The 19,020-nt window shown below is 69.6% G+C and carries 11 protein-coding genes; 9 read left to right on the forward strand and 2 right to left on the reverse strand.

Features of this window, described 5'->3' with window-relative positions:
- The 3 genes from ACTWQA_RS50535 to ACTWQA_RS50545 form a co-directional block, all read left to right on the forward strand.
- The coding region (locus ACTWQA_RS50535) for an amino acid adenylation domain-containing protein (RefSeq protein ID WP_443165979.1) at positions 1 to 8,219 on the forward strand (8,219 nt) is incomplete at its 5' end.
- 2 nt (positions 8,220 to 8,221) lie between these two features.
- Positions 8,222 to 9,985, forward strand: a complete 1,764-nt coding sequence (locus tag ACTWQA_RS50540; RefSeq protein ID WP_443165980.1) for a non-ribosomal peptide synthetase — start codon at positions 8,222 to 8,224, stop codon at positions 9,983 to 9,985.
- Entirely contained in the window at positions 9,972 to 10,928 is a 957-nt protein-coding gene (locus tag ACTWQA_RS50545; protein ID WP_443165981.1) for a TauD/TfdA family dioxygenase, read from the forward strand. Before ACTWQA_RS50540 ends, ACTWQA_RS50545 begins: the two co-directional genes overlap by 14 nt.
- On the opposite strand, the gene ACTWQA_RS50550 is transcribed toward ACTWQA_RS50545, so the two are convergent.
- Positions 10,912 to 11,874, reverse strand: a complete 963-nt coding sequence (locus ACTWQA_RS50550) for a hypothetical protein (RefSeq protein WP_443165982.1) — start codon at positions 11,872 to 11,874, stop codon at positions 10,912 to 10,914. The genes ACTWQA_RS50545 and ACTWQA_RS50550 overlap by 17 nt on opposite strands.
- A gap of 129 nt (positions 11,875 to 12,003) precedes the next feature.
- Here ACTWQA_RS50550 and ACTWQA_RS50555 point away from each other — a divergent pair, with 129 nt between their 5' ends.
- Genes ACTWQA_RS50555 through ACTWQA_RS50565 form a run of 3 tightly spaced genes read left to right on the forward strand, consistent with a single transcriptional unit; the run spans position 12,004 to position 15,596 of the window.
- Positions 12,004 to 13,491, forward strand: a complete 1,488-nt coding sequence (locus tag ACTWQA_RS50555) for an amino acid adenylation domain-containing protein (protein ID WP_443165983.1) — start codon at positions 12,004 to 12,006, stop codon at positions 13,489 to 13,491.
- An 8-nt stretch (positions 13,492 to 13,499) separates the two neighbouring features.
- A complete protein-coding gene (locus ACTWQA_RS50560) occupies positions 13,500 to 15,089 on the forward strand; it encodes a tryptophan halogenase family protein (RefSeq protein ID WP_443165984.1) in 1,590 nt (529 codons plus the stop codon).
- Between the two features lie 9 nt (positions 15,090 to 15,098).
- Complete coding sequence (locus tag ACTWQA_RS50565) at positions 15,099 to 15,596, forward strand: flavin reductase family protein (protein WP_443165985.1); 498 nt, start codon at positions 15,099 to 15,101, stop codon at positions 15,594 to 15,596.
- A gap of 48 nt (positions 15,597 to 15,644) precedes the next feature.
- Here ACTWQA_RS50565 and ACTWQA_RS50570 read toward each other — a convergent pair whose 3' ends face one another.
- A complete protein-coding gene (locus ACTWQA_RS50570; protein WP_443165986.1) occupies positions 15,645 to 16,904 on the reverse strand; it encodes a condensation domain-containing protein in 1,260 nt (419 codons plus the stop codon).
- Positions 16,905 to 17,023: 119 nt separating this feature from the next.
- Between ACTWQA_RS50570 and ACTWQA_RS50575 the strand changes: the two genes are divergently transcribed.
- From ACTWQA_RS50575 to ACTWQA_RS50585, 3 genes are read left to right on the forward strand one after another with little or no spacing between them, the layout of a single operon-like run.
- On the forward strand, positions 17,024 to 18,376 hold the full coding sequence (locus ACTWQA_RS50575) for an AMP-binding protein (protein WP_443165987.1): 1,353 nt from the start codon (positions 17,024 to 17,026) through the stop codon (positions 18,374 to 18,376).
- A gap of 2 nt (positions 18,377 to 18,378) precedes the next feature.
- Positions 18,379 to 18,639 (forward strand): phosphopantetheine-binding protein, encoded by a 261-nt coding sequence (locus ACTWQA_RS50580; protein ID WP_443165988.1) that lies wholly within the window; start codon positions 18,379 to 18,381, stop codon positions 18,637 to 18,639.
- Positions 18,636 to 19,010, forward strand: coding sequence for an ectoine synthase (locus ACTWQA_RS50585; RefSeq protein ID WP_443165989.1), 375 nt, complete (start codon positions 18,636 to 18,638; stop codon positions 19,008 to 19,010). Before ACTWQA_RS50580 ends, ACTWQA_RS50585 begins: the two co-directional genes overlap by 4 nt.
- The last annotated feature ends 10 nt before the right edge of the window (positions 19,011 to 19,020 follow it).

The raw sequence follows: 19,020 nt of genomic DNA on the forward strand, positions 1-19,020 counted from the left end.
ATCACATCGCGGGGGACGGCTGGTCCATGGCCCCGCTGGCCCGGGACCTGCTCGCCGCCTGCATGGCCCGCTCGCAGGGCCATACACCGGAGTGGGAGCCGCTGCCGGTGCAGTACGCCGACTACACCCTGTGGCAGCGGCAGCTGCTCGGCGACGAGAACGACCCGGACAGCGTGTTCGCCCAGCAGGTGGACTACTGGAAACAGCGGCTGGCCGGGCTGCCGGAGCAGCTCAACCTGCCCACCGACCGGCCCCGGCCCCCTGTCGCCTCCTTCCGGGGCGCCGACTACCTCTTCTCCCTCGACGGCGACCCGCATCGGCGCATCACCGAGCTCGCCCTGGAATCCAACGCCACGGTGTTCATGGTGCTGCAGGCGGCCATGGCCGCGCTGTTCACGCGCCTGGGCGCGGGCACCGACATCGCGCTGGGCAGCGGCGTCGCGGGCCGTACCGACGAGGCCCTCGAGGATCTGGTCGGCTTCTTCGTCAACACGCTGGTCCTGCGTACCGACACCTCCGGCGATCCCACCTTCACCGAGCTGCTTGAGCAGGTGCGCCAGACCAGCCTGGAGGCTTACCAGCACCAGGACGTGCCCTTCGAGCACCTGGTGGAAGTGCTCAACCCGAACCGCTCCACCGCCCACCACCCCCTCTTCCAGGTGGCGTTCGTGCTGCAGAACGCCCCGGGAGACGTCTTCGAACTGCCCGGCGTACGGGCCGGCGTCGAGCTGGCCGGCACCGGCCGGGCACGGTTCGACCTGCTGTTCTCCCTGAGCGAGCGGCACGACGGCGCCGGCGCGCCGGCCGGCATCGACATCGAGGTGGAGTACGCCACCGACCTGTTCGACGAGGAGACCATAGCGGTCCTCCTGAACCGCTACGCGGGTTTCCTGGACGACGTTCTCGCCGATCCCGCCCGGCGCATCGGGCAGGTGGACATCCTCACCGAGCCGGAGCAGCGCCGGGTGCTGGAAGGCTGGAACGACACCGTTGTCGACGTCCGGCGGGGCACCCTGGTCGAGCTTCTCGAAGATCAGGTCCGCCGTACGCCGCAGGCCACCGCGGTGCGGTCGGGCGAGGAACGACTCAGCTACGCCGAACTCCACGCCCGCGCCAACCAGCTGGCCCGCCACCTGGTGGAGCTGGGCGCGGGCCCGGACCGGCTGGTCGCGGTGGCGCTGCCGCGCTCGGCCGACACCATCGTCGCGCTGCTGGCAGTGCTGAAGGCCGGGGCCGCCTACCTGCCGATCGACCCGGACGACCCGGCCGACCGGATCGAGTTCATGGTGCGCGACACGCGAGCCATGCTGCTGGTGACCTCTCTCAAGGTGGACATGGCGTCGGTGGCCACCGGCACGCCCACTCTCGTCCTCGACGCTGACGAGACCCGCCTCAGGCTCGCGGCCCAGCCGGACCGGGACCTGACCGACGCCGACCGCCTCGGCCGGTTGGACCCGGCGCACGCGCTCTACGTCATCTACACCTCCGGGTCCACCGGCCGCCCCAAGGGGGTGCTGGTCGAGCACCGAGGGCTGGTCAACAACCTGCAGTGGATGCAGGACGCCTATCCGGTCGGCCCCGGTGACACGCTGCTGTTCAGGACCTCGGTCCGGTTCGACTCCGTGGGTCTGGAGATCTGGTTCCCCCTGCTGTCCGGTGCCACGGTGTGCGTCGCACCCGGCGACGTGGTGCGCGACCCGGAGTCGCTGGTCGCCTATCTGGCGGCCAACCAGGTCACGGTCGCCCAGTTCCCGCCGTCGCTGCTGGCGAGCCTGCCCGCCCCGCCGGACCATCATGCGGTGACCCGGATCTGGTCCAGCGGTGAGGCGCTGCGGCCCGAACTCGCCGCCGAGATCAGCACCCGCTGGAACAGCGCGCTGTTCAACCTGTACGGCCCGACCGAGACCACGATCCAGGTGGCCTCCGCGGTCTGGGACGACGCGATGACCGACCGGCCCGCGGTGCCGATCGGCCGGCCCACCTGGAACACCAGCCTGTACGTGCTGGACGCGGGTCTGCGGCCGGTACCCCCCGGCGTCGTGGGTGAGCTGTACGTGGCCGGCGTCCAGGTGGCCCGGGGCTACGTCGACCGCCCCGGCCTGACCGCGGAACGGTTCGTGGCCTGCCCGTTCGCCCCCGGCCGGCGGATGTACCGGACCGGAGACCTGGTGCGGTGGAGCGCCGAGGGCGAGTTGGAGTTCGCCGGCCGCGCCGACGAGCAGGTGAAGCTGCGCGGCTTCCGGGTGGAGCCGGGTGAGGTCCAGGCGAGCCTGCTCGCGCACCCGGGGATCCGGCAGGCCGTGGTGGTGGCCCGCGAGGAGGCGCCGGGCGACCAGCGCCTGGTGGCCTATGTGGTGCCCGACCTGGACGCCGCCGCGGCCCTGGCCTCGGACTCCGCCGGGCAGGTCGCCGAGTGGGAGTCGATCTACGATTCGGTGTACGCCGGGTCCGAGGTGGACGTCTTCGGCGAGGACTTCACCGGCTGGGACAGCGTGTACACCGGCGCTCCGATCCCCTTGGAGCAGATGCACGCCTGGCGTGCGGTCGCGGTGGAGCAGGTGCGCCGCTATCACCCGGAACGGATCCTGGAGGTCGGCGTCGGCTCGGGTCTGCTGCTGTCGCAGCTGGTCGAGCACTGCAAGGAGTATTGGGGCACCGACCTGTCCGGCGCCGTGATCAACCGGTTGCGGCAGCAGGTCACCACCCGAGGACTGGCGGACAGGGTGACCTTGCGGGCCCAGGCCGCCGACGTGGTGGACGGCCTGCCCGAGGGATACTTCGACACCATCGTGCTCAACTCAGTGGTGCAGTACTTCCCCGACGGGCCGTACCTGCAGCGGGTCGTCACCCAGCTGATGGGGCTGCTGGCGGCCGGTGGCCGCCTGGTGATCGGCGACGTCCGGAACGCCGGATCGCTTCGTGCCCTGTACGCCGCCGTGCAGGCCGGCCGCGCGGGCGGCGCGGACCTGGCCCGGGACCGGGTCGCCGTGGATCACGCCGTGCTGATGGAGAAGGAACTGGTGGTGGCACCGGAGTTCTTCACCGCCCTGGCCGAGACCGAGCCGCGGATCGGCGCGGTCGACATCCGCCTCAAGCCGGGAGCCCATCACAACGAGCTGACCCGGCACCGCTACGAGGTCGTCCTGCACAAGGACCCGGTCAGGGCCACCGACGTGTCCCTGCTGCCCACCGTCCCCTGGAGCGAGGACCTCCGGCTGGAGCAGGTCCAGAGTCCGGCACGGATCACCGGCATCCCCAACGCGCGGCTGGTCGGCGAGGTGGCCTGCGAACGCGGCCAGGCGACCGGATCCGCGCTGGCTCCGGCCGCCGGCGTGGACCCGGCCGAGCTGACCGAGCGGGGCCGGGCACGTGGCGTCCGGCTGATCCCGACCTGGTCCGCAGCGGGACCGGAGTTCTTCGACACGGTGCTGCTGCCCGAGGCCGCCGAGCAGGTGCTGTCCGGGGTGTACGCCCCCGCGGGCGCCGCCGGTTCGCCGTTGCAGTGGGTGAACAACCCGCAGGCGGTCCGTGGTCTGGGCGCGCTGCTGGCCGAGGTCCGTGACCAGTTGGGTGAGCGGTTGCCGGACTACCTGGTGCCGTCGGCGGTGGTGGCCCTCGGCGCGGTGCCGCTCACCCCGAACGGGAAGCTGGACAGGCGTGCCCTGCCGGCGCCGGACTACGTGCGCGCGGGCGGTGGCAGGAAGCCCGAGACACCGCTCCAGGAGATTCTGTGCGGGCTCTACACCGAGGTGCTCGGCCTGGCCGAGGTCGGCATCGACGACAACTTCTTCGACGTCGGCGGCCACTCGCTGCTCACCACCCGCCTGGTCAGCCGGATCCGCCGCGTGCTCGATGTGGAGCTGCCCATCGCCGCAGTCTTCGAGACCCCCACGGTCGCCGGCCTGGCCGAGCAGCTGGGCCGCCGCAGCCGCCTGCCGATGCGGGTGGCGTTGACGCGCCAGGAACGGCCCGAGGTGATGCCGCTGTCCTTCGCCCAGCGCCGGCTGTGGTTCCTGCACCGGCTCGAAGGCCGTTCCGCGACCTACAACATGCCCGTCGCGCTGCGCCTGTCGGGCGCCCTCGACCGGGAGGCGCTCCGGACCGCGCTACACGACGTGTTGGCCCGGCACGAGCCGTTGCGCACGGTGTTCCCGGAGATCGACGGCGAGCCGCGCCAGGTGATCCTGGACCCGGTCGACGTCGAGTGGCAGGTTCGCCAGGTCTGCGAGGCCGACATTTCCGCCGCCCTGGGCACGGCGGCCCGCTACGGGTTCGACCTGGCCACCGAACTGCCCGTGCGCGTCACCCTGTTCGACTGCGGCCCCGACGAGCACGTCCTGCTCATCCTGATCCATCACATCGCGGGTGACGGTTGGTCGATGGGTCCGCTGGCGAGGGATGTGCTCACCGCTTACATGGCGCGGGTGGCGGGTGAGGCGCCGGTGTGGGAGCCGTTGCCGGTGCAGTATGCCGACTACACGTTGTGGCAGCGGCAGTTGCTGGGGGATGAGTCCGATCCGGACAGTTTGTTCTCGCGGCAGGTGGAGTACTGGAAGGGGCAGCTGGCGGGGTTGCCTGAGCGGTTGGAGTTGCCGGCGGATCGGCCGCGGCCGGCGGTGGCCTCTTATGACGGCGCGTATGTGGTGTTCGAGCTGGATGCGGGGTTGCATCGGCGGTTGGCGGAGTTGGCGCTGGGTGCCAATGCGACGGTGTTCATGGTGTTGCAGGCGGCGATGGCGGCGCTGTTGACGCGGTTGGGTGCGGGCACCGATGTGCCGTTGGGCAGTGGGGTGGCCGGTCGTACGGATCGGGCGTTGGAAGAGCTGGTGGGGTTGTTCGTCAACACGTTCGTGTTGCGTACCGACACCTCGGGTGATCCGAGTTTCGCGGAGTTGGTGGGCAGGGTGCGGCAGGCGAGCCTGGCCGCCTACGACCACCAGGACGTGCCGTTCGAGCACCTGGTCGAGGTGCTCAACCCGCAGCGCTCCACCGCGCATCACCCGCTGTTCCAGGTCGCCCTGGTGCTGCAGAACACGCCCGGCCGGGAGTTCGATCTGCCCGGGCTGCGGATCCGCCAGGAGGAGGTGGGCATCGGCAAGTCCCGCTTCGACCTGATGTTCAGCCTGTCCGAGCTCGACGGCGATCAGGGCATGGGCGGGCTCGTGGAGTACGCGAGCGACCTGTTCGACCGGAGCACGGTCGAGGGCGTCGTCACCCGCTGGGTGCGACTGCTGGAACAGTTCGTGGCCGAGCCGCAGCGCCCGATCGGCCAGGCGGAGCTCCTCACAGGGACGGAGCTGGACCAGCTCCTGCATGGCTGGAACGACACCGCGGTCGAGGTACCGCCGCTGAGCCTGACCGGCATGTTCGAGGAGTGGGCGGGCCGCACGCCTGATGCGCCTGCGGTGGTGTGCGGCGGCGAGTCGGTCACCTACGCCGAGCTGGACGCGCGGGCGAACCGGCTGGCGCACTGGCTGATCGCCCTGGGTGTACGGCCGGAGCACCGGGTCGGCGTGCTGCTGCCACGGTCGTTGGACTTGGTGGTAGCCGTGCTGGCCATCGGCAAGGCCGGCGGCGTCTACCTGCCCGTGGACCCGGCGTATCCGGCCCGGCGGCGCGAGTTCATGGTGGCCGACGCGGCACCGGTGCTGGTGCTGGAGGAGCTGCCGGACGTCGACGGCTGCCCGGACACCGCTCCTGGCGTGGCGGCCGACCCGGCGGGCGCGGCGTACATGATCTACACCTCGGGCTCCACCGGCATCCCCAAGGGCACGGTGGTGTCGAACCGCGGCATGACCAGCCTGGCCGCGGCCCAGGCGAATCTCGCCGTCGGCCCTGGCAGCCGGCTGCTGCAACTGTCCTCACCCAGCTTCGACGCTGCCATCTGGGAGTACGTCACCGCGTTCGCCGCCGGCGCGACGCTGGTGGTGCCCGAGCAGCAGCGCCTGGTCGGTGACGAGCTACGGGACGTGCTCGCCACGCAGCGCGTCACCCACGCGCTGATCCCGCCGTCCGTGCTGGCCACCCTCCCGCCTGACGCCGCGACCCAGCTGACAGACTTCACCGGGCTGGTGGTGGGCGCGGAGGCGTGCCCGCCGGAGCTGGTACGGCGCTGGGCCCCGGGCCGGGAGATGCTGAACGCCTACGGGCCCACCGAATCGACCGTGTGCGCCTCGATGACCGGACCGCTGCCGCCAACCGGCGAGGTGCCGATCGGCCGTCCGGTCGCCAACACCAGGGCCTACGTTCTCGACGCGCGGCTGCGACCGGTCCCCCAGGGCGTCATCGGCGAGCTGTACGTCGCCGGGGCGGGCCTGGCCCGGGGCTACGCCAACCGCGCGGCGCTGACCGCGGAGCGGTTCGTGGCGTGTCCGTTCGCGGACGGGGAGCGGATGTATCGCACCGGTGATGTGGTGCGCTGGCGCGGCGATGGCCAGTTGGAGTTCGTCGGCCGGGCTGATGAGCAGGTCAAGGTGCGGGGTTTCCGGATCGAGCCGGGTGAGGTCGAGGCGGCGCTGGCTGAGCATCCGGGGGTGCGGCAGGCGGTGGTGGTCGCTCGGGAGGATGTTCCCGGTGACCGGCGGCTGGTGGCCTATGTGGTGCCGGATCTGGATGTGGCCGCCGATGCTGCGGCTGGGCAGGTGGGTGAGTGGCAGGAGATCTACGACACGGTGTATGCCGGGTCGCAGGTCGAGGCGTTCGGTGAGGATTTCACCGGCTGGGACAGCTCCTACACCGGTGAGCCGATTCCTTTGGAGCAGATGCGGGCTTGGCGGGCGGCCGCGGTGGAGCAGGTACGCCGCTATCACCCGGAACGCATCCTGGAGGTCGGCGTCGGCTCGGGCCTGTTGTTGTCCCAGTTGGTCGGGCACTGCGACGAGTACTGGGGCACCGATCTGTCGGGTGCGGTGATCGACCGCTTGACGCGGCAGGTGGCCGAGCGGGGCTTGGCCGACCGGGTGACGTTGCGGGCCCAAGCCGCCGACGTGGTGGACGGCCTGCCCGAGGGACACTTCGACACCATCGTCGTCAACTCGGTCGTCCAGTACTTCCCCGACGGGCCGTACCTGCAGCTGGTGATCGACCGGTTGGTCGGCCTGCTGGCGCCGGGTGGCCGGTTGGTGGTGGGCGACGTACGGCATGCCACTACGCTGCGGACCCTGCATACCGCGGTACGGCAGCCACGCTTCGCCGGCCAGCCCGACCGGCTGCGGGCCGCGGTCGCGCACTCGGTGATGGTGGAGAAGGAGCTCGTGGTGGCGCCGGAGTTCTTCACCACCCTGGCCGAGGCCGATCCCCGGATCGGAGCCGTGGACATCCGCCTCAAGCCGGGCGACTACCACAACGAGCTGACCAGGCACCGGTACGAAGTGGTGCTGCACAAGAACCCGGCCGAAGCCACCGACGTCACCCAGGTACCGGTCCTGGCGTGGAGCCGGGACCTCGACCTGGACCAGGTCGTGGCACCGGTGCGCATCACCGGCATCCCCAACGCCCGCCTGGCCGGGGAGATCGCGCGCGAGCGAGCACTGGACGCCGACGAGGTCGTCCCCGCTGCCGGGGTCGATCCGCACGACCTCACCGAGTGGGGCCGAAAGCGCGGCGTGCAGGCCGTCCCGACGTGGTCGGCGGCCTCAGTGGCCCACTTCGACCTGCTGGTCCTGCCCGCGGGCACCGGACCGGTGCTGTCCGGCGGATACCTCCCCGAGGTGACCGGCGGCTCACCGCTGCGGTGGGTCAACAACCCCCAGGCCGTCCGCGGCCTGGGCACGTTGCTCACCCGGATCCGCACGGACCTGACCCGGCAACTGCCGGAGCATCTGGTGCCGTCGGCCGTGGTCGCGATCGGCGCGGTGCCGCTGACGCCCAACGGCAAGCTGAACAGGGCCATGCTGCCGGCGCCCGAGTACGACGGCGGTGAACGTTACCGCGCACCCCAGACCGAGCAGGAGAAGCGGCTCTGCGCGCTCTTCGCCGAGGTGCTGGGCAGGGACGTGGACCGGGTCGGGGTCGACGACAGCTTCTTCGACCTCGGCGGGCACTCCCTGCTGGCGACCCGGCTGGTGAGCCAGATCCGCGCCACCGCTGGGGTGGAGCTGCCGATCGCCGCCATCTTCGAAACCCCCACCGTGGCGGGCCTGGCCGACCGGCTGGACGCGGCGCCGAAGTCCAACCGGCCCGCCCTGCGGCGGATGGCACGACCGGGAACGGAGCAGTGAGCATGCAGACATCCCTGGAGTTCGGCGTGGGTCCGCAGCGCGAGCTGCCGGACGTCCGCGTCCACCAGTTGTTCGAAGAGCGTGTGCGAGAGCACCCGGACCGGGTCGCCGCGGTGTGCGACGGGGTCGCGTGGACCTACGACGAGCTGAACCGGCGGGCCAACCAGGTCGCGCACGCGCTGCGGGAGCGTGGCGTGGGCACCGAGGACGTGGTCGGCGTGCACAGCGAGCGGCACCTGGAGTGGCTGGCGTCGGTGCTCGCGGTGTTCAAGGCCGGCGGCGTCTACCTGCCCATCGAGCCGCACTTCCCGCAAGCCCGGATCGCCGCCATGCTGTCCCGCAGCGGATGCCGCATTCTGCTCCGCGACGACGACCCCGTCCCCGACCACTATCCCACCACCGACCTGGACCTTCCGGTCGGCGCCGACCAGCTCGCGTACGTGTACTTCACCTCCGGCTCCACCGGCGAGCCCAAGGGCGCGATGTGCGAGCACGCCGGGATGCTGAACCACATCCTGGCCAAGATCGAGGACCTGGACATCGGCCCGGGACAGGTGGTCGCGCAGACCGCGCCCCAGTGCTTCGACATCTCGCTGTGGCAGCTGGTGGCCCCGCTGACGGTCGGCGCCCAGACGTTGATCGTGCCGCAGCGGGACATCCTGGACCTGGGCCGCTTTCTCGACACCGTTGTCGTCGGCGGGGTGGAGGTGCTCCAGGTGGTGCCGTCCTACCTGGAGGTGATGCTGAGCCAACTGGAGCGGCAACCCCGGACCCTGGGACGGCTGCGGTGCGTGTCGGTGACCGGTGAGGCGATCAAGGCCGAGCTGGTCAACCGCTGGTTCGCCTCCTTCCCTGACATCACCCTGGTCAACGCCTACGGGCTCACCGAGACCTCCGACGACACGAACCACGAGGTGCTGACCGGCCCGCCCGGCGGCGACCGGATCCCGCTCGGCCGGCCGGTCCGCAACGTCCGGATCTACCTGCTGGACGACAACGGAGAACCGGTCCCGGCCGGCGAACCTGGCGAGATCGTCTTCGCCGGCGTCTGCGTCGGTCGTGGCTACATCAACGATCCTGAGCGCACCGCCGCCGCGTTCGGATCCGACCCGTACCGGCCGGGAGAACGCAGCTACCGCTCCGGCGACTGGGGCCGGTGGCTGCCCGACGGCAAACTCGAGTTCCTCGGCCGCCAGGACGCCCAGGTCAAGATCCGTGGCTTCCGGATCGAGATCGGTGAGATCGAGAACCAGTTGCTGAAGTCCCCCGAGGTACGGGACGCCGCGGTGGTGGTCGCCGAGACCTCCGACGGCGCCAAGCATCTGGTCGCCTACTTCTCCGGCGCCGGCGAGCCGTCCCGGCTCGGCGCGGAGCTGGCCGCCGCGCTCCCCGAGTACATGGTCCCGCGCTGGTTCGAGCAGCGGGACGCGTTGCCGCTGACCGGAAACGGCAAGGTGGACAAGAAGACCCTCCGCGCGGAGGCGACCGCGCTGGTCTGTGCCGCGAGCCAGGCGGTGGGTTCTGACGCTCCGCTGACGTCGGCCGAGCTGCGGCTGGCCGAGGTGTGGGCCGAGGTGCTGAAGATCCCCGCGGACCGGATCTCGCGCGAGGACGACTTCTTCGGGCTCGGCGGGACCTCGCTCGCCGCGATCCGGCTCGGGATCGCCCTGGGCTCGGCGGTGACCCTCCAGGATCTGGTGGACCATCCCGTGCTGGCCGATCTCGCCTCCCTCATCGAAAGGAACACCACGCATGACCTCCGCTGACCTGGAGCTGAATCCGGGTAAACCCCCCATCCTCTCGGTGACCGGGCCGATAGACGCCGCCGAGTGGGTCGCGGAGCACCGGGAGCTGCTGACGGAGACGCTGCTCGGCCATGGCGCGGTGCTGGTACGCGGCCTCGGGGTGCGAGACGCCGCGCTGCTGGGGCAGCTCAGCGCGCAGCTGATGGAGTCGACGGTGACGGACCGGGAGGCGTTCGCCCGCCGCCAACCGCTCGGGGGCCCGGTGTTCTCCTCGCTGGAGTGGCCGGCGGACCAGCCCATGTGCATGCACCACGAGCAGAGCTACCTGCTGGAGGTGCCGCGACTCCTGGCGATCGGCTGCTTCCTCGCCCCCGTCTCGGGCGGGTGCACCGGCCTCGCCGACGCGGAGGCGGTGCTGGCCGCGCTGCCCGACTCGCTGGTGACGCGCTTCGCCCAGACGGGCTGGACGCTGAGGCGCTCCTTCAAGGAGGTGGTCGGCCTGCCGTGGCGGGACGCCTTCGGCGCGGCCGACCGGGAGGCGGCTGAGAAGTACTGCCAGGACAACCAGATCAGCTTCGATTGGGAGCCCGATGGCCTGCTTACCCGACAGACCCGGCGCGCCGTGCTGGACCACCCGGTCACCGGCCGCCCGGTCTGGTTCAACCAGATCGCCTTCCTCAACGAGTGGACCATGGATCCGGCGGTCCGCGAGTATCTCGTCATGCAGCTGGGCGCGGATGGCCTGCCGTTCAACACCTGCTACGGCGATGGCGAACCGATCACCCCGGAGACGGTCCGTACCATCAACGAGGTGTACGAGTCGCTCACCGTGCGGGAGCCGTGGCAGGCCGGTGACCTGCTGCTGGTGGACAACGTCCGGATGGCGCACAGCCGCGAGCCCTATCAGGGGCGCCGGGAGATCGGCCTGGTGCAGGGCGATCCGGCGCCTACGCCGCGCGGTTGAGCCGGATCGCGGTCTTGCCGTCCGGGATGCTCCAGCCGTGCCGGCACTCGTGCTGCAGCACCGGGTCGTCGGCTTCGTGGCCGGTGGGCATCAGCCGGTTCAGCAGCGAGCCGAGGCACGCCTCCCGGAACCCCGGGTGCGGCTTCTCCGCGTGATCGCGTGCCAGCAGCAGAAACGCCGGATCGACAGTCTTGACCTCACCGTCTTCGTCGATGACCTCTAGCCAGGAGTGAGCGATGTCCAACATGCCGAGGATCCAGCCGCGCCGGGTCCGGGCCTCGAAGCCGGCTGCCCGGCATTTCTCCGCCAGATCCAGCGAGGCGGGGATGCAGGGCGCGAACCCGTGGGGTAGCAGCAGCTCCGACTGCCACTGGAGCTGCTCAGGAATCCGGATCCACCGGTGGCCCTCGCTGTACTCCTGCACGATCTCGCGCAGCCGGGGCGACCGAAGCGAGCGCTGCGCGCCGTTGCTCACCAGAACAGCCTCGACAGCAGCTCCGTCTTTGGTCACGCTGAGTGTTTCGGTCCGGCCGCCATAGAGGTCCGGCTCCGGACGCGCGATGTCCCAGCTCCGCTCGCCGTCGCCGCACCCCTCGGGATGCGGGCACGAGACCTCGATCGAGAAGTTCCACGTCCGGGGCGTGTAGAGGGTCTCCGGCGCATCGTGCATCCACCGGAGCGCGTACTTCATGGCCAGCTCGGGCCCGGAGGTGCCGGATCCCGAGTAGAGCGAGAGGTTGAGCAGGTCGTAGCGGTCGAAGCGGATCTGCCCGCTGCTGTCGGAATAGGGCAGGCCGTGGTCGACCAGCGTCTGCAGCAGGGAGTCGCCGCCGCCCAGTAAGTCGCGAGCCCGATTCCACTCCACCGTCTCGTCACGGAACTCCGGCGGGATACGGAACAGCCTATTGAGTGAGTCAAGCCACCCGTCAAGTGTCTGCGTCTCCATGACTTTTAGCATAACCCGATAATATTCGGCAGGCTTGATTTCATTCAGGGCTTGTAGTTAACTGGTTTCTATTGTTCGGTTGCAGGCGCTCTATCCGAGGATTTGCGTGGCTTTTCCTATGCGTGAAACATGAACAATCTGCACGCCCATGAATTATCATTGACCGCGCTGTTCGAGGCGCAGGTGAATCGGGCGCCCAGCGCGACGGCCGTGACGTGCGGCACCGAATCCGTGTCCTATCGAGAGCTTAATAAGCGGGCGAACCGCCTTGCGTATTGGCTGATATCCCAGGGAGCCGGCCCGGAAAAGCTGGTCGGGGTGATGGTGCCCCGGTCGGTGGACATGGTGGTTGCCGTGCTGGCCGTGGGGAAGGCGGGCGGGGCGTTCCTGCCGCTGGACCCGGCCTACCCCGCCGAGCGGCTCGAATACATGATCGCCGACGCGGCGCCGGTGCTGGTGCTGGACGAGGACCTCGCCGGGGCCGACTACTCGGCGTATCCCGATTCCAACCCCGGCGTGGACTGCCCCGCGCTCGCCGCGGCCTACGTCATCTACACCTCCGGGTCGACGGGACGGCCCAAGGGCGTCCTGGTCACCCACACCGGCGTCGCCGGCCTCGCCCAGGCCCAGGTCGAGCGGCTCGCGGTGACCGCCGACAGCCGCTACCTCCAGCTCGCCTCGCTCAGCTTCGACGTGGCCTTCGGCGATCTGTGCACCACGTTCGCCGCCGGCGCCACCCTGGTGATCCCCGAACCGGGCCGCATGCTGGGCGCGGTGGTGCGCGACCCCACCGGAACCCGGTTCATGGTCGGCATCCGGGAGCTGGCGACCTCCCGCATCACGCACGCCGGCATCCCGCCATCGGTGCTGGCGGCGATCCCCGCCGGCACCGAGTCGAAGCTACCCGACCTGGTCACGATGATGACCGGTGGCGAACCCTGCCCGCCGGAGCTGGTACGCCGCTGGTCGGCCGGCCGCCGGATGGTCAACGCCTACGGGCCGACCGAGTCGACCGTGTGCGCGGCGATGAGCAGGCCGCTGTCGGCCGCCGACCCGGTGGCGCCGATCGGCACCCTGCTGGCCGGCACGCGCGGGTACGTTCTGGACGAGAAGCTGCGGGCGGTGCCGGAAGGCCAGGTGGGCGAGCTGTACCTGGCAGGGCCCGGCCTGGCCAGGGGATACCTCGGCCGGGCCGCCCTGACCGCGACCCGCTTCGTGGCGTGTCCCTTCTCCACCGGGGACAGGATGTACCGGACCGGGGACCTGGTGCGCCGGCGCGACGACGGGCAGCTGGAGTTCACCGGCCGGGTCGATGACCAGGTCAAGATCGGTGGGCATCGGGTGGAGCCCGGCGAGGTCGAGGTCGCCCTGACCGCGCATCCATCGGTACGGCAGGCCTTCGTGATGGCCAGGGAGGACACTCCCGGCGACCGGCGCCTGGTGGCCTACGTCGTACCCGCCGGCATCGACACCGGCGCCGTCCTCGACCACCTGGCCACGTGCCTGCCCCATCACCTGATTCCCGCGGCGATCCTGCCCATGGACACGGTCCCGCTCACCCCGAACGGCAAGGTGGACCGTAGGGCTCTGTCCGGACACCCTCTCCAACCACGCTAGGACGAACCTTGAACGATCGCATTGAGAACGTCGTCATCCTGGGCGGTGGCACCGCCGGCTGGATGACGGCCGCGTACTTGGGCAAGGCCCTGCAGGGCACGGTCAACATCACCGTGCTGGAGGCTCCCGCCATCCCCCGGATCGGCGTCGGCGAAGCCACCGTGCCCAACCTGCAGCGGGCGTTCTTCGACTACCTCGGCCTGGCCGAAGAAGACTGGATGCGGGAGTGCAACGCCAGCTTCAAGATGGCGGTGAAGTTCATCAACTGGCGAACCCCCGGCGTGGGTGAGGCCACCGCGCGGGAGTGGCAGGGCCGGCCCGACCACTTCTACCACCCCTTCGGACTGCTGCCCGAGCACGATCGGATCCCGCTCTCGCACTACTGGTCGCTGCGTAGGGCGCGGGGGGAGACGACCGAGCCGTTCGACTACGCCTGCCTCCCCGACACCGCGGCGATGGACGCCAAGCGGGCGCCGCGGTGGTTCACCGGCGAGCGGGCCACCAACTACGCCTGGCACTTCGACGCCAAGCTGGTGGCCGACTTCCTGGCCCGCTTCGCGACCACCAAGCAGGGTGTCGTCCACGTCCAGGACGAGCTGAGCGAAGTGCTGCGGGACGAGCGCGGCTTCATCACCGCGCTGCGCACCAAGAGCGGCAAGCTCCTCGAGGGCGAGCTCTTCGTGGACTGCTCGGGCTTCCGCGGCCTGCTCATCAACCAGGAGATGGCCGAGCCGTTCATCGACATGAGCGATCATCTGCTGTGCGACAGCGCGGTGGCCACCCAGGTGCCCCACGACGACGACGCGCACGGCATCGAGCCCTACACGTCCTCGATCGCGATGACCTCCGGCTGGTCCTGGAAGATCCCGATGCTGGGCCGGTTCGGCAGCGGCTACGTGTACTCGAGCAAGTTCGCCGGCAAGGACGAGGCGACCGAGGAGTTCTCCCGGCTCTGGGACCTGCCGGAGGACACCCCGTTCAACCACATCCGGTTCCGGGTGGGGCGCAACCGCAGGGCCTGGGTGAAGAACTGCGTCGGCATCGGCCTGTCCTCCTGCTTCCTGGAGCCCCTGGAGTCGACCGGGATCTACTTCACCTACGCGGCGATCTACCAGCTGGCCAAGTACTTCCCGAACCGCGGCTTCGACCAGACGCTGATCGACCGGTTCAACCGCGAGATCGAGGACATGTTCGATGACACCCGTGACTTCATCCAGGCCCACTTCTACCTGGCACCGCGCACGGACACCCCGTTCTGGCGCGCCAACAAGGAGCTGTACCTGACCGACAACATCCGCGAGAAGATCGCGATGTTCAAGGCCGGCATCCCGATCAACCAGCCCGCCGCGGACGAGGCCACGTACTACGGCAACTTCGAGGCCGAGTTCCGCAACTTCTGGACCAATGGCAGCTACTACTGCATCTTCAGCGGGCTGGGACTGCGGCCCGACGGGCCGCTGGCGGCGCTCACGTACAAGCCGGAGTCGATCCAGGGCGTGCAACCCCTGTTCGACGCGGTCAAGCAGCGGCAGAAGGAGCTGGTGGAGACGCTGCCCAGCATGCATGAGTACCTCAAGCGGCTGCACGGCGTCGGTTAGGCAGCACCGGTGACCGGCGGGGCCGCGGCGGCAGTCGGGGCGGACGACTTCAGAGCCTGGATGAGCCGGTATCCCACCGGCGTGTCGATAGTGACGACCACCGACCCGGACGGGCACCCCCGGGGCATGGCCTGCTCGTCACTGGCCAGCGTGACCCTGGACCCGCCCACGGTGGCGGTGAGCCTACGTAGCGAGGCCGTCACGTGCCGGGCGGTCGAGGCGCGCGGTGAGTTCGCGGTGAACCTGCTGCACAGCGGCGGACGGCACGCGGCGCAGGTCTTCTCAGGTCCCGTCGCCGACCGCTTCGCCGCTGTGCAGTGGCAGTGGTCCACCGGGAAGCTGCCCTGGCTGCGTGCGGACGCCTACGCCCTGGCCGAATGTCAGGTGGCCGGCGCCGTCGTCGTGGGGGACCACACCATCGTGCTGGGTGGGGTCGTCGGGCTGGTGGCCGGCGAGGGCGATCCGCTGCTGTACGCCCACCGCGCGTACCAGCGGCTTCACCCGTGAACGCGGCGCTTCCTGCCCGGGTCGAGACTGCCGACCGGGCAGGGCGCGCTACTCCGCGGAACGCAGCAGGGCCACGAAGTCGTCCAGGTGACTGCGCAGTTCCTCAGGACGGTACAAGCCCGCGTTGCCGTCGAACTCGATCAGCAGCCCGCTGCGGTCGGGCCTGTCGTAGATGTTGATGGACATGTCCTCGACCGGACCGGCGCACAAGTTGTAGGGCGTGGACGGATGGCCGCCGAAGGTGAGACTGCCGTTGAACGCGATCACGTTCACCTCCGGGCCCAGCTGGCGCCGTCCGGGCGGCAGGCCGGGAAGCTCGCGGACGAGCAGTTCGTACGGATATCGCTGGCGCTCGTACGCTGCCATGAGTTCGGTGGCCGCCGCGGCCACCACCGCGTCGAAGCCGAGCACCGGGTCCACGGTCAGGCACATCGGGGCCACGTTGGTCAGCATGGCCGGAGTACGGCGGGCCACCGGGCTCGGCCGGGCCGCCACCGGCAGGCCGAGCACGATGTCCCGCAGGCCGGTCACCCGGTGCAGGTAGATCGCCACGCCTGCGATCACGACGCTGTACCAGGGGACCCGCAGCCGGCGAGCCACGGCGCGCAGGCGGTCCACGTCGGCGGCGGCGATCCGGGTGCTCTCCCTGATGAAGGCACTGGTGCCGGACGGCTCCCGGCTGGCGAGGGTGGCCACCCGGGGCGGGTCGGGCAGCCGCGCCAGCCAGAACTCCCGGTCCGCGGCGAAGTCCGGCCCGGCGGCATAGCGCGTGTACTCGTCGATGACCTCGGCCAGCGAGATCGGCGGCTGCTCCCGGACCGGAACACCGGCCGCCAGGTCGGTGTACACGTCCGCGACCCGCGAGGTGATCAAGGAGAGGCCGAAGCCATCCACGATGACGTGGTGCATGGCCTGGTACCACAGGTAGCGGGCCGGCTCGACCTTGATAAGGGCCCAGCGGAAAAGCGGGCCGGCGGCCAGGTCGAACTCGGCGGCCGCGTCGGCGCGCATCCATTGCTCGGCCGCGGCCAGGGGATCGGCCGAGTCGGAGAAATCGAGTTCGGTAAGCGACCAGTCCGGAGAGTCGGTGATGACCTGGCGCAGCCCCTCGCCGGTCAATTCGAACCGGGCCCGTAGCGCGTCGACTTCGGAGAGTACGGTCCGCAGCGCGGCATGGAACTGCGCACCGTCAATCGGACCGTCAATGGCGCCGTAACCAGCAATGTTGAGTGACCGGTCCAAAGGATTGAGTTGTTGCGCGACCCACACACTCAGCTGAGCTGCGGAAAGCTCCAGTTGATACGCCATGCTACTCCAGTTGACCATCTTGTTACGGTTGGTTCAGATGTTAAGGGTATGCCCTCGTGTTGTGATACGGTGCATTGCGAAAGCGAGCAGCCCATCGTGCAGTTGAGCGAGGATTGTCAGTGATCGACGGCTTCGACTTATGCGATGCCTTTCTCGAGCAGGTGCGCCGCCAACCCTCCGCTCCGGCGCTGGTCTGGCACGGCCAGGACATTAGTTATGACGAACTCCTCGCGCTGGCGAAAGCGGTCCATTTAGCCGACGACGAACCGCTGTGTATTGTCGCGCGTAAGACACCGGAAACCATTGCGCAGATCCTCGCCTGCCTGCTGGCGGGCCGGCGCTTCCTGCTGCCCTCCCCGGCGCTGGACCTCGACGAGCTCAGGGCTCTGCCCTGGCAGAGGCTGGGCGGCGAGGCCGACGTCTCGTTCATCTTCACCACCTCCGGGTCCACCGGGCAGCCGAAGATCGTGCCGCTGGGCCGCGGTGCGGTGAACCGCTTCGTCGCGTGGGCCGGTGTGACGTTCGACCTGAGTTCCGGTCAGTCGGTAATCAATTACGCTCCGCTCAACTTCGACCTGAGCCTGCTGGACATCTGGGCGACACTCGCGCACGGCGGCCGGGTGGTGCTGGTCGACACCGAGCAGGTGGTCTCAGGGCGGCACCTGCTCGACCTGCTCGACCGGTACCAGGTGAACCTGATCCAGGCCGTGCCGACGTTCTTCGCGCTGCTCCTGGACACGGCGCCGCCGACCGCCGGGCTCGACGCGGTCAAGCATGTCGTCACCACCGGAGACGTGCTGCCGCAACGAACCCTGGGCGCGCTGCCGCGACTTTTCCCGAACGCCCGCGTCCACAACCTGTACGGCTGTACCGAGACCAACGACAGCTTCATACACGAAGTGACTGAGTCCGACACCGCGCCGCTGCCACTGGGCACGCCGCTACCCGGTGTGCGGACCCTGATCGTGGACGATGAGCTCTACGTGTCCACGCCGTTCCAAGCAAGCGGCTATCTCGACGAGGCGCGCACCGCCGAGAAGTTCGTCGATCTGCCGCTGCCCGATGGCACGCCGGTGCGCTACTTCCGTACCGGCGACCTGGTCCGCCGTGCCGCCGACGGCCGGATCTTCCTCGTCGGGCGTAACGACTTCCAGGTCAAGGTGCGAGGCGTCGCGGTGAACACGGCCACCGTCGAGCAGGCGCTGCTGGGGCATGCCGAAGTACGCGAAGCCGCAGTCGTGGCACTGCCTGACGAGGTCGCCGGTCACCGGCTGGTGGCCGCGGTCCGCCGCGACCCCGGCAGCACGCTGAACAGCTTGCGGCTGCGGGAGGACTGCGCCCGACTGCTGCCCACCGCGGCGATTCCCACGGTGCTCGGCGTCACCGACGACCCGCTGCCCCGTACCTCCACCGGGAAGATCGACCGCAATGCCGTCACGGCGCGGCATCTGTCCAGGACTCGAGAAAGGTGACCATGAGTCACGCCGATGTGATCAAGCAGTTCGTGCTGACCCAGTTCCTGAGCGATGTCAGTGCCGATGAGCTGCCCGACGACTACGACTTCATCGCCAACGGAGTGATCGACAGCCTCGGCATCCTCAAGCTGATCGCTTGGCTCGAGGAGACCTTCCAGGTCGTGCTGGACTACTCCGAACTGGATCCGTCCCATTTCCGCACGGTCGAGTCCATCGACGCGTTCGTCACCGCCGCCCGGGGTCAAGGAGCCTTGTCGTGATCATCCGTAGCATCCAGGACGTCCCGGCGGTGGAGTGGGGCAACGGCTTGAGCCGCCGGTTCCTGACCGAAGCCGACGGGCTGGGGTACACGATCACCGACACCGTGGTGCGGGCTGGCACCAAGTCCCAGCTCGAGTACCGCAACCACCTTGAGTCGTGCTACTGCATCTCGGGCCGTGGTGAGGTCATCGACATGACGGGCACCTCCTATCCGATCGCCCCGGGGACGCTGTACGCACTCGACCAGCACGACGCTCACTACCTGGTCGCCGACCAGCACGAGGACCTTCGGCTGGTGTGCGTGTTCTCGCCCGCGCTCCGCGGCGACGAGGTTCACACCCTGGCCGGGGATCAGTACTCGGCATACTGAAGAGGCGGGG

It is taken from the genome of Nonomuraea sp. 10N515B, from assembly GCF_052245915.1.
Taxonomy (GTDB): domain Bacteria; phylum Actinomycetota; class Actinomycetes; order Streptosporangiales; family Streptosporangiaceae; genus Nonomuraea.